The sequence below is a fragment of the Arachidicoccus rhizosphaerae genome (assembly GCF_900107765.1).
Lineage (GTDB): Bacteria > Bacteroidota > Bacteroidia > Chitinophagales > Chitinophagaceae > Arachidicoccus > Arachidicoccus rhizosphaerae.
In genome coordinates, this window is record NZ_FNQY01000006.1 from 146,964 (window position 1) to 159,644 (window position 12,681).

Here is a 12,681-nt window from a genome sequence, read left to right on the forward strand (position 1 = left end):
CCATTTTCCTTTTTTGGAGTATTTAGTAATATATACTATGCATAAATTATTAAAACAAGTTGAGAATTTTTGGTCAAAAAAGACCGAAGCCTCTGATGATCATTCTTTATTGGATGCTATTGAGGAAGCGGAATCATCCGGAGAGCTTGAAAATTATTTGCGTAGGGAATTTGAAAGGGAGCTCCTGAAAATGACTTTAGCACCTATAAATAAAAAGGAAAAAAATGGGATTTGGCGAAATGTTTTAAATGGGCAGACTGTAAAAAAAACAAAGTACCCCGAGGATGATAAGAATCGTTTGCATATTTATTCTTTAGTGGGAGCGTTAGCCGCATGTTTGATTTTAGCTGTTGGAGGCTTTATTTTTTATCAATATTCAGGGATTAAAGGATCGACAAGGCATCTTGTAGCGGTGAACAATGATTCAAGACCATTGTCCCACAGGGTTATTCTTTCTAACACAACTGATAAGGATGAAAAACGGCAACTTTCAGACCATTCGATGGTTATTTTGTCACCGGGTAGCCAAATCAGTTTTCTGGATAGTTTTGCTAAGAATTCTCGGATGATTACATTGGAAGGCAAGGCTATTTTTAAAGTTGCGAGGGATATTCGTCGTCCTTTTATAGTGACCGCCGGAGGGGTAAAAACCACGGCCTTAGGTACCACTTTTTCAGTGGATTCAAGAAAGAAAAGAATTGTTATACGTCTTTTTGAAGGCAAGATTGCTATTGCACCAACTGCAATCTCGTCCCTGAAAATGGCGACGGTTTATTTAAATCCGGGAGATGAATTCAGAGCTGATTTAATTAATAGCTTGTATTGGAAAGGGAAGGCAGCTTCGTCTGAAATTAAGAAAGTAATCCCAAAGGAAAAATCTTCAGATTTGAACCATGACGAAGATCTGATTTTTAATAAATCTGATTTAAGGAATGTTTTTCTGACTTTGGGTAAACATTATCATACAAAAATTGAGTATGATAAGGCATTGGTTAATGGACTGTCTTTCACTGGTTCATTTAAGCGTTCTGATAGCCTGACGGTTATACTTAGAATCGTTTGCTCTCTCAATGGGTTAGATTTTGAAAATAAAGAAGGTGGTTTTGTAATTCAAAAATAAAGCAAAATATAAGGGTTTTTCGTGATTGCCTGATAAGGCAACAGATAAACTATTGTTCAAACTGTAAATTATGGCAAAGAAAAAATTAGTGTTTAAATGGCTTTTTTACCTAAGTTGTATCTGCATATCGGTGAATACTTATGCACAGTCTAGGACTAAAATTAGCGGAGTTGTCCTAGATGAGGCAAATACTCCCTTGAAAGGTGCAGATGTTTCTATTAATAAAACGGGCAAGCAGGATACCAGCCATCTTATCACAGATAAAAATGGGCGGTTTGTAGCAGAAAATTTGGATGCTGAGGCGAGTTATGATATTCAGGTCAAAAACATTGGCTTTCAAAATTTTATCAGAAAGTCTTTTCAGGTAAAAAAAGGGGACAATAACAGTATTTTAATTCGCTTGACTCCTGGTTCTAATTTATTGGATGATGTGATTGTTTCATATGGGATTCAAAAAAGAGCACTGGTAACTGGTTCTGTAGCTGAGGTCAAGGCTGGTCCATTACAGGACGCGCCTGTAAATCAGTTTGCTCAGCAATTGCAAGGTAAAGTCGCCGGGGTTCAGATTAATCAATACAGTGGACAGCCAGGAAGAGGCATTGGCTTTATTGTTCGTGGTGCTGCCTCATTTTATTCGAGCAACCAACCTTTGTTTGTAATTGATGGCGTTCCGATCACAGGAAGCATTAATAATATAAACCCCGCTGAAATTGAGTCATTTAGCTTTTTGAAAGATGCTTCTGCTACTGCATTATATGGTTCAAGAGCTGCAAATGGTGTCGTTTTGATTACAACCAAACACGCGAAGGACGGGCAAAGCGGACTCGATGTTTCAACAAGTTATGCATTACAGAAAATACCAGGAGAAAGACTTCCGGAAATGATGAATGCCAAACAATTTGCGACTTTTATGAAACAAAGGGCAGAAGATGGTTTAAAGTATGAAACTGGATACAAAGTTTCTGCTGATTATCATGCAGCTTATGACGACCCGGATCAATATGGAGCAGGTACCGATTGGTTTAATTTGTTAACCAGAGTTGCGCCCATGCGCAATATTGATATATCGTTGAAATCCGGACATGAGCATAGTTCTTCAACGCTTATGGCAGGTTATCAAGACCAGCAGGGTGTCATTATTAATAATGGTACCAAACTATTTTCATTTAGGTTTAACCAGGATGCCACCTTTATCAACAACCGCTTGAAGATGGGATTCAATATTTCTGCAAGTTACCGAGTTGACCATAATAACCGCTTAAGTACTGACGGGGTAAATGGCTATTTTGAACGTTTTTTTGAGGCTAGCCCATTAATTTCTCCTTATAACGAAGATGGAAGCTATACGCGTATCGTATCGTCTCCAGGAATGGTAAGTTATATAAACCCTCTGGCGACTTATAACCTTACCAATGATGATTATTATACCACCAGAATTCTCGGTAATGGCTACCTGAATTTTGAAATAATTAAAGGTCTGAGTATAAAATCCAGCCTGGGATTTGATAAAGGAGCGGAAACGAGAAAATATTTTCAATCTGGTATTGTTACAGGTACAGAAGGTCAGACTACAGGTACCAGTTCTGCGGTAGACAACGGTTCGTGGACTGCAGAAGCAAACTTAGTCTATAACAAGAATATAGGTAAGGATCATCATATAGAAGCCTTGGCTGGTTATTCAGCACAAAAATTCAGTACATATAGCAATACTCTTACGGGTCTTGGGTTCGAAAGCGATGATATACCTTATCTGAATCAGGCAACAAATATAACGGGGGCCAGCAATGGATCTGCATATTCACTTGTTTCTGTATTAGGCCGGATCAACTATGATTTTAAAAGAAAGTATCTGTTATCTATCGCATCCAGAACTGATGGCTCTTCTAAATTTGGAGAGAACAAAAGATGGGGGGATTTTCCTTCAGTTTCAGTTGGTTGGATTGTAAGTAGTGAAAAATTTATGCAACATTTACGGCCAATCAATTTTCTGAAATTAAGGGCTAGTTACGGTCTGACGGGAAATAACTTTTTCTCAGCTTATTATGCCCCTCAGGCTACTATTGGTACGTTTTATTATAATTTCAATAATCAAATTACACAAGGGCAGACCATCAATAACCTGGGCAATAGCGAATTGGCCTGGGAGCGAAACAAACAGTTTGACCTGGGCCTGGATGTTAATTTATTGAATAACCGGCTTAGCTTTACTTATGATTATTATCATAAAATAACAGATGGTCTCATCCAGCAGCGTGCTTTACCAACATCTACGGGTTTTTCTCAAATTATCTCAAATGTCGGTGCTCTAAAAATGTGGGGTCATGAATTCAGTCTCAGCTCAGTGAATACGACAGGTCGTCTTAAATGGAATACCAGCTTAACTGTGTCAGTTGATAGGAATCTGATTACCAATCTGGTAGATCCTGGTTATATCCGAAGGAACAATACAGTTTCCTCCGATTATTACCGCCAACAGGTTGGGCATCATCTTGGTGAATTTTATGGTTTTGTGTTTGAAGGTCTTTACAAAGACCAGCAGGATCTGGATAATTCTCCTAAATACCAGGCTACTAATAACAATCCACAAGGAGTGTCAGATATAGGTACAATTAAGGTTAAAGATATTAATGGGGATGGAGTAATAGATGATGTAAATGACAGAACGTTTATAGGAGACCCAACACCTAAGTTTACGGGGGGAATGGTAAATAGTTTTGCATTCAAAAATTTCGATCTTAGTTTGGATATGACCTATTCTGTGGGAGGCAAGATTCTGAACGCTGCGAAGTGGGCATATCAAACAAATATGGACGGCTCCAGGGTGCCGCTGGCCGCTGCATTAGATTACTGGCGTTCCGAAGATGATCCTGGTTCTGGTATCTATCCCAGAACAAAAACTGGCACAACAGCAATGGGTCGTCAGGTTAATACGCAGTGGATTGAGAATGGCTCCTATCTCGCTCTTAAAAACATAACCCTTGGTTATACACTTCCCTTAAGAAATATAACCTGGTTAAATAATCTCAGGATATACGGATCTGTTCAACAGGCGTATATATTTACGGGATATTCAGGTATGAATCCTGAAGTTAATGTAGGTAGTTCAGATCCTACTGCCGGAGTTGGCATTGATGAAAATGCTTACCCGATTCCAAGGACTTTTGCTTTTGGTATAACAGCTTCATTTAAATAATCTCTAAACAAATTATAATGAAACGAATATATAACGTGTTTTTATTTATAGCAATAATAGGGGCATTTTCGTGCAAGAAAGACTTTATAGCGCTTACTCCGGTAGACGCTTATACAACTAATAATTTTTATAAGACAGAACAACAATTTGAATCTGCAATGGTAGCAGCTTATGCTCCATTGAGGGATGTTCTTATTAATGATTATTTCACCTCTGAAATGCATTCTGACAATACTATTTATCAGCCTGTAGGCAGTAATGTCGGCACTGCCTATGTATACAGAGAAAATATTTCTGACTTTCTGAATACTTCTGTAAATAGTTATGTAAATGCTACGTGGCAACACAGTTATACAGGTATTTCCAGATGTAATATTATTATCCAGAGTCTGCCGGGTTCGAACATAACGGATTCAATCAAGAAAAATATTGATGGACAGGCGAAATTCCTTCGTGCCTTAAATTATTTTAAATTAGTTCGGTTGTACGGAGCGATTCCCTTATTTTTAAAAGTTGTTACGACGGCTAATGATGCATTTATTCCGCGGACATCGGTGGACTCCGTTTATATGCAGATTGTCAGTGATGCTAAAGATGCGATGGATGAGCTGGCACCTCCGGCGAAATTTCCGCAAACCGGAGTAGCAACGAAAGGAGCCGCAACGATGCTGTTAGCTGATGTATATGCTACACAGAAAAAGTGGACGGAGGTTGAGCAATTGCTCAAAACACTTCCTGCGATGGGCTATGATTTGAATAGCAATTATGGTGATGCTTTTGATCCACTTAATAAAAACAGTAAGGAATCTATTTTTGAAGTTCAATTTCTTGGCGGCGATATGACAGGTTCCACACCCAATGCTTTATCCATTCATTTTATCCCAAGAAGTACAAATACTAAACTTTTAACGGGTATTGTAATCAACAACAGGGTCAGGAGGCTGGAATACTCCTACAAAGGATCTTATTTCCTCTTTTGAGCCAGGGGATAAGCGCCTGGACGCTTCTATTGGTATTATTGAAGGTATTTATGACGGAAGTGATTACCTGAATTATACAGCGGTAAAGAGTATTTCAGACTCTGTACCTGCCGCCGGAGCTACAGCAATTCCATATATCAAAAAATATATGCATTCACCATTGCCTGCCACTTCTGGTTCTAGTGATGATTTTCCAATTTACCGGTATTCTGAAGCATTATTACTCTTATCTGAATCTCTTAATGAGCAAGGTCGCCCCAGTGAAGCCTTAATTCCTCTAAACAGAGTCAGAGCGCGTGCTGGTCTGGATCCGATTACGGAAACTAATCAAAGCAGTCTTCGAAAATTAATTTTTCATGAAAGAAGAGTGGAACTGGCTTTTGAAAATCATCGTTGGGAGGATTTATTAAGAGAAGGTGATGCTGTGAATATTATTAATACTGTTGGAAAAAAGATTAAGGCGGATGCTCCATATACACCTGCCGGTGCGTATAATATTGATGATCATAACCTGTTATTTCCAATCCCACAAACTGATCTGGACCTTAATAGCCTTCTTTTCCAGAATCCCGGCTATTGAGTATTCTGGCATTTTGATAAAGAAGCAAGATTTGCATTAATTCAAATCACATATTAAGGCCGGACATTTCTTTTCCAATTAAAAGCAATAAACTATGAAGAATAAAAATTTATTTAGAAAAACAAGCATGATATTAGGATGCACAGTGCTTGTCGCTGGACTTATGATAATTATGGGATTTGTCGGATTCCATAAAAACCCGAAAGATGAAGAAAAAGGCTCGGACGATGAATTTACTATAGCGATTCTGCCTGACACCCAATATTATACTTCAGAGAAAATAAAGGGTAAAAAAGAAATGTTTTTTGCCCAGACGGACTGGATCGTTAATAATGCAGCAAAGGAACATATCGCTTATGTGATACAACTTGGAGATGTATCCGATGACGGCGAAAAAAATCCAACCGAATGGGAGTATGCTGCTGATGCTATGTATCGTCTTGAAAAACCGCAGGCCGGATATCCTGAGGGGATCCCTTATGGGTTGGCAGTTGGTAATCATGACCAGACGAAAAGCCAGTATCCTATAAGTGGCAAGACAACCTATTTTAATCGTTATTTTGGGGTCAGTCATTTTGAAGGTAAACCATGGTATGGTGGGCATTATAGAGAGGACAATGACAGTCATTATGATCTATTTACTGCGGCCGGTATTCCATTGATTGTTATTTATCTGGAATATGATTCTTTTGATGAGGATATTGAACCTATGAATGATTGGGCTGAATCGCTGCTTAAAAGGTATAAAGATAGAAAGGCTATTTTAGTCAGCCATTCTTTGATAGGCTTTAATAGAAAGGTCCGTACCAATGAGAAAGGGTTTCCTAAGTTTTCCAAACAAGGACAACGCATTTTTGACCATTTAAAGCGATTTCCCAATGTATTTCTTGCTTTATGTGGTCACGTGGGGGATAATGGAGAGGGGTATCGTCAAGACGGTTATGCCGGACATATGCTTAAAACGTTTTTGTCTGATTACCAGAGTCGTTCTGAAGGAGGACATGGTTTGATGCGCCTGATGACTTTTTCGAAAAAAGATGACTTGATTCGGGTGAGAACCTTTTCGCCTTACACTGGGGAAAAGGAAATGGATGCAGACAGTCATTTCAGCTTGCCTTGGTGGCACCATACAACTGTTGCCAGACAGATGGACTTTAATAATGATAGTAAGACTGACATTGTTTGCTTTGACCAGGGTAAATGGAGCATTAATGGCAAACAAACACTTGAATTAGGCAGCCCGGGCGATATTCCAGTGCCTGCGGATTATAATGGCGACGGTAAAACTGAAGCTGCTGTTTTTAGCCCTTCAAAAGGGGTATTTATCATGGAAGATGGACGCTTCATTAAATATGGAATGAAAGGGGATATTCCCGTACCGGGAGATTATGACGGAGATGGCTTTGCTGATATTGGGGTTTACAGGCCGTCAACTATGACCTGGTATATCCTGGATGTTGACACCATTAAATTTGGGAATAAAAATGGTATCCCCGTTCCGGCAGATTATGATGGCGATGGCAAAATAGATGTTGGGTTTTTCAGGACGACCAATTCAATGTGGCAAACTGCATTGGGTAATATTCCTTTAGATACTTTGCATATGGCTGGTGATATCCCCGTGCCTGGTGATTATGACGGAGATGGGAGAGCAGAAATGGCTGTGTTCAGACCTTCAGAAGGAAAATGGATTATTGACCGACAAAAGGAGCCTATTATTTTTGGCAAGGTGGGTGATTTGCCCATTCCTGGAAATTATGGCCAAGATGGTAAATTAATTCCGGCAGTTTTCAGAGACGGTAAGATTTTAATTTATGGTTCAAATCAATCCCTTCCATATACCAATCTAAAGGCCGAAAGCCTTGTGAATATTAGTCAGGCCGTTCGATTGGCGACTAAAAAAAATAATTTATAAAACCAGTATTTATAAAATCCAAAATTTAGGTATTTAAAATAGATATAGTTCTAGCCCAATAATATTTTTCTATTATAGGCTAGAACTGTATTTCTAAAAAATGGTCACTTATTTACTGTTATAGGTGCATTTCTTAAAATGGTAGCCTAATAACTGATATAGAGGACTGCAGGCGGAATTTCTCCCACTTATTTATTCATGCAATTAAATTTATCAGCGCTTTTATTTATAGGTGGGGTTTAAATTGCTCATTTAGATTTTTCTATTAGTCTTGCTATTTTTTCAGCACCCGCAATGCAAAAAATGACAGGGATTAATGAAAAGCAAATCCATCATTATATGTCTGGGCTAAAAAAGCCTAGGGAAACTCAAAAGAAAAGAATAGAATAAGCATTGCACAAATTGGGAACTGAGTTGTTGTCAATTGAGCTTTAATTGATTTTTTGAAATGATTATTTATTTTCGACCGCCTTGTTCAAAGCGGTTTTTTTACCTTTTACCTGTCCTTTTTCCCCCCTTCCAAAACTCAATCTTTGCCCTATCCACCTAACAATGTGGGCAAACTATGCAGCAGTTGGAGTTACAAGAAAGAGGGCTTACGCTTAATGACCGCAGCTGGACTTGTCCATCATGTCACCGAGAGCATGACAGGGACCTGAATGCTGCTATCAACATATTAAAAGAAGGTAAAAAGAAAAGTCTGGTTACGGTACATAATCGGACTTAAAACAAAAAAATGCGGAGGCGTTGCCGTTAGGTGAGTCTATGAAGCATAAAAGAACAACCGGATGTCTACTGAAGATATCAGCATGAAATCATGCTGATACGTGAGAGGGCTACCGGAAGTTTCGTACAATACCGGAAGTGCACAAAATAAGAAGGCTGCTTTCCCTCTGAGTGAGAAATCTTGGGGGTGGTGTAGAGATTTTGATCTTGCAACATGTCAGTGAAATTTGTATGAGCTGTTAACTCATTTGTTAACTATTTTCACTGATGCCCTGAGAAAAGCGTTTAAAATCAATCTATTTTTTCAAAAGAGCGGAGACGGCGAGATTCGAACTCGCGATACAGTTTCCCGTATACACACTTTCCAGGCGTGCTCCTTCAACCACTCGGACACGTCTCCTTTTTGCTTTGGGGTGCAAATATAAGGGCTTCTGGATTAATTTCTAATTATTTCGCTTTAAATATCTTTCGGGCGTTAGCAGAGGTGATTTCTGCCAGTGTTTCCAGCGCTATGTCTTTGGACTTTGCCAAGGCTTCCGCGATAGGCAAAATATAGGCGGACTCATTTCTTTTACCTCTATATGGAACGGGAGCCAGATAGGGGGAGTCTGTTTCTAATACAATGTGATTCAATGAGATATCCTTTAGTGCTTCTGGCATATTTGCCTTCTTAAAGGTGAAAACGCCGCCAATGCCAAGGTAAAAATTTAAATCAATAATGGCCTTAGCCTGTTCAGTGGTACCTCCAAAACAATGAAATATCCCTTGAAGCCCCCGATCAGAAAAAGGTTTTACCGTTGCAATGCATTCGTCAATGGAATCTCTGGCGTGGATGGAAATCGGGAGATTTCTGTCCAGTGCCCACTCCATTTGTATTTTAAAGGCTTCATATTGCTCATTAATATGTGTTTTGTCCCAGTAAAAATCAAGTCCGATTTCTCCAATAGCTACAAATTCTCTTTTTTCTAGCCACTTTTCTATGATTTCCAATTCCTTATGAAAATCCTCCTTGACACTGCAGGGGTGCAGACCCATCATGGAATGGCATCTTGTGGGATAGGCATTCTCAATCGCAATCATGGCCTCATGAGTCGTACTGTCAATGGCGGGTAAATAAAATTGTCTGACGCTGGCACTTTCTGCCCTTTGCATGACTGCTTCTATGTCCTCTTTAAACTCTTCTGAGTATAAATGGGTATGTGTATCTATTAGTTCCATACTGCAAAATTAAGGTGAAACTATTTAATAGGATTTTAGAGGGCTTAATTACCTTTGCGGCCATGGGAAAACATAAGTTAGAGCGCTTTGAAGCGATTAAGTCATTTGTCAATGTATTTGAATATCCCCCGAATATGCCGGGTAACTGGGCACGTTATTTTGGAAATAATCACCAGATAACCCTGGAACTGGGTTGTGGGAGAGGGGAGTATTCCGTGGGGCTGGCCAGGTTACTGAAGGAAGGAAACTTTATAGGCATGGATATCAAAGGCAACAGGATCTGGAAAGGTGCCAAGACTGCGCTGGAAGAAGGACTGAAAAACGTTGCTTTTATTCGATCTCAGATTGAACAGGTCGCCAATTATTTTGGCCCAGAAGAAATTAAAAATATCTGGGTCACTTTCCCTGATCCTCAGTTAAGGGATTCAAAAATGAAAAAAAGACTGACCCATCCCCGATTTTTACGCCTTTACCAACAATTTCTTGCAAAGGACGGGTTGGTGCATTTAAAAACAGACAGTCCCGATCTGTACGGTTTCACAAAGACCATGATTTCCTTGTATGGCCTGACTTTAATAACTGACTATGATGATATCTATGGCAAGGGCGTAGCTACAGAAATTCTGTCTATTAAAACGCACTATGAGCAGCTGGATATCGCAAAATCCCAAAAAGTACATTATCTGTGCTTCAGACTGGATAAAGACCTACCTTTAGAGAAAGATAAAGAACTCAGGGCGCTTTTTAGTTCTGAGCAGGATGCTGAATCGTAAAATCTTTCCCTATGAAGCGTGAGAAACATAAAGGGGAGCCCAAGTCAGGGCTGCCCATTGCTAAAAATGCGGATAGTCAACATAACTTTTTTGAAAATGTCTGGGATGTAGCCCGACAGATCCCCAAAGGACGTGTTACTTCCTATGGGTCAATTGCGGCTTATCTGGGAGCCAGGTCCTCTGCCAGGATGGTTGGCTGGGCCATGAACGGGGCCCATGCCAGAAAGGATATTCCGGCACATAGAGTCGTCAACAGGGTCGGTCTGTTAAGTGGACGGGCACATTTCTCTCCCCCTGAGAAAATGCAGGCTTTACTGGAAAAAGAAGGCATTGAAGTAAAAGATCACCAGGTAGTTCACTTTAAGGAACTATTCTGGGATCCTGCCATTGAGCTGGCATTATAAACAAAACCAGTAAACTATTCTAGCTAACGTTATTTAAAATTTCTTTTTCAGAGCGCGCAAAAATTTGCTTTTCTTTCCAGTCATACCACTGATGTGGCCGGATCTTTTTCATCAGCGTATCAATATTACGCATCCCAATGATATTCCAGACGCCCTTTAATTTGCCGGTAAATTCATTATTCAGGGCCCTAAGACTCATCGCAAATCCACTGTCCAGATATTCCATATGATGCCAGTATCCGGCAGGCATAAATAAGGTGTCGCCGTGTTCAAGTGTCAGGTCATAACCTTCTGCATATTGAAGTGCCGGGAATTTATTTATATCCAGTTTACTGTGCTCCGGATCGTAATAATGAGAATAATCGGCCAGACTCAATACTTCAAACGGCTTTCTGTAGAGTAAATGCTGCTGTTCATAAGGGAAAAGCAGCACCCGCTTTCTGCCAATAAACTGGGTATGCACAATATGACTCAGGTCTATATCAAAATGCATATGTGTGACGGCGCCCTGCCCTCCGGTAAACAGCATGGGTGCTCTTTTGACAAAACCATTCATTAGGTGGGTAGGCCAGCTAAAGTCCTCAGAGAGTTCCGGCGCATGGCTGAAGATATTAAATAAGAAGATACGCCACTCGGCCGGCCCCTTGCGGATCATATCTATATAATCCCCGAACTTTACATAATCGTCTGCCTTATTAATGGGCGTATACGCATCACTTTTGACGTTATTATAAATGCCTACTTCTTTTTGTCCTACCTTTTCTTTAAAATAGTCCCAGGTCCATTTCTGATAAGCGGGCCAGGATTTAGCCAGGTCTTTAATGACCAGAGGGGTTCTGGTATTGTAATATTTCTTTTTAAAATCTTCCGGGCTGATACTGGCCACGGTGTCTATATTCTTTAACCGCATTTCGTATCTGTTTAATGGCCAAAAATAAGTCTATTATCAAATATATGATTGCTAAACTTGAAAAAATGCCGTATTTTTAGATATGTTTTTAGAATTACATCCAGATAATCCGAACCCCAGAAATGTTAAAATCGTGACAGAATGCCTGCGCGATGGTGGGGTAGTCATATACCCGACAGATACCATTTACGGGTTAGGATGCGATATATACCAACATAAAGCGGTGGAAAGAATTGCCAGAATTAAACAGACAAAAGTCAATAAAAATCAAATGAGTTTTATCTGTAAAGACCTGAGTGATTTAAGCAAATTTACCAAGTCCATCTCTACCCCTTTATACAGGATGCTTAAAAGCCACCTGCCGGGCCCCTTCACCTTTATATTGCCTGCGAGTAAGGAAGTACCTAAAATATTGCAGACCAAAAAAAATACCATCGGGCTTCGTGTTCCTGATAATATCGTCTGTCAGACGCTTTTATCAGAACTGGGCGGCCCTATTTTATCTACATCGCTGCCGGGTGATATGGTAGAAGAATATACAGATCCCGAACAAATCAATGAAAATTTCCAGGATCTGGTAGATATTGTCATTGACAGCGGCATTGGTAGTATGATCCCTTCGACGGTAGTGGACTGCACGGTAGCGCCCTATGAAGTGTTGCGTCAGGGTGCAGGCCATCTGGAGGATTGATACAATTGTCAGAATTGGATTTCTAAGTGACGGGCCTATACTTTAAAAGCCCGGTAGTAACTCATACGCAAAAGGATTATCAGTAAGATTATTAATGCATGGTTAAAAACTAACAATCTTTTGTTTTTTGGCAACTTGAGCTATAAAAAGGTGTACTTTAGCGCTTTAAAA

Annotated in this window: 11 protein-coding genes and 1 tRNA gene; 9 read left to right on the forward strand and 3 right to left on the reverse strand. The window is 39.7% G+C overall.

The window, feature by feature from the left end:
* Positions 1-37: 37 nt before the first annotated feature.
* From BLU80_RS07030 to BLU80_RS07050, 6 genes are all read left to right on the forward strand, one after another.
* Positions 38-1,120 (forward strand): FecR family protein, encoded by a 1,083-nt coding sequence (locus BLU80_RS07030; protein ID WP_091395659.1) that lies wholly within the window; start codon positions 38-40, stop codon positions 1,118-1,120.
* Positions 1,121-1,190: 70 nt separating this feature from the next.
* Complete coding sequence (locus BLU80_RS07035) at positions 1,191-4,313, forward strand: SusC/RagA family TonB-linked outer membrane protein (protein WP_091395662.1); 3,123 nt, start codon at positions 1,191-1,193, stop codon at positions 4,311-4,313.
* Between the two features lie 17 nt (positions 4,314-4,330).
* Complete coding sequence (locus tag BLU80_RS19840; RefSeq protein WP_244518794.1) at positions 4,331-5,293, forward strand: RagB/SusD family nutrient uptake outer membrane protein; 963 nt, start codon at positions 4,331-4,333, stop codon at positions 5,291-5,293.
* Positions 5,294-5,330: 37 nt separating this feature from the next.
* Positions 5,331-5,873 (forward strand): RagB/SusD family nutrient uptake outer membrane protein, encoded by a 543-nt coding sequence (locus tag BLU80_RS19845; protein WP_394331862.1) that lies wholly within the window; start codon positions 5,331-5,333, stop codon positions 5,871-5,873.
* Positions 5,874-5,967: 94 nt separating this feature from the next.
* Positions 5,968-7,788, forward strand: a complete 1,821-nt coding sequence (locus BLU80_RS07045) for a hypothetical protein (RefSeq protein ID WP_091395666.1) — start codon at positions 5,968-5,970, stop codon at positions 7,786-7,788.
* 565 nt (positions 7,789-8,353) lie between these two features.
* Positions 8,354-8,515 (forward strand): zinc ribbon domain-containing protein, encoded by a 162-nt coding sequence (locus BLU80_RS07050; protein WP_139188101.1) that lies wholly within the window; start codon positions 8,354-8,356, stop codon positions 8,513-8,515.
* 312 nt (positions 8,516-8,827) lie between these two features.
* Here BLU80_RS07050 and BLU80_RS07055 read toward each other — a convergent pair.
* Positions 8,828-8,914 (reverse strand) — tRNA-Ser (locus BLU80_RS07055).
* Between the two features lie 47 nt (positions 8,915-8,961).
* Positions 8,962-9,732: a TatD family hydrolase gene (locus tag BLU80_RS07060; protein WP_091395671.1), complete on the reverse strand. Its 771-nt coding sequence runs from the start codon at positions 9,730-9,732 to the stop codon at positions 8,962-8,964.
* A 62-nt stretch (positions 9,733-9,794) separates the two neighbouring features.
* Between BLU80_RS07060 and trmB the strand changes: the two genes are divergently transcribed.
* Positions 9,795-10,505, forward strand: coding sequence for a tRNA (guanosine(46)-N7)-methyltransferase TrmB (gene trmB / locus BLU80_RS07065; protein ID WP_091395879.1), 711 nt, complete (start codon positions 9,795-9,797; stop codon positions 10,503-10,505).
* A gap of 11 nt (positions 10,506-10,516) precedes the next feature.
* Positions 10,517-10,909, forward strand: coding sequence for an MGMT family protein (locus BLU80_RS07070; protein WP_091395674.1), 393 nt, complete (start codon positions 10,517-10,519; stop codon positions 10,907-10,909).
* A gap of 19 nt (positions 10,910-10,928) precedes the next feature.
* Here BLU80_RS07070 and BLU80_RS07075 read toward each other — a convergent pair whose 3' ends face one another.
* Positions 10,929-11,819 (reverse strand): cupin-like domain-containing protein, encoded by an 891-nt coding sequence (locus BLU80_RS07075; protein ID WP_091395677.1) that lies wholly within the window; start codon positions 11,817-11,819, stop codon positions 10,929-10,931.
* 82 nt (positions 11,820-11,901) lie between these two features.
* On the opposite strand from BLU80_RS07075, the gene BLU80_RS07080 reads away from it, so the two are divergent.
* Positions 11,902-12,510, forward strand: a complete 609-nt coding sequence (locus BLU80_RS07080) for an L-threonylcarbamoyladenylate synthase (protein WP_091395680.1) — start codon at positions 11,902-11,904, stop codon at positions 12,508-12,510.
* Positions 12,511-12,681 lie beyond the last annotated feature (171 nt).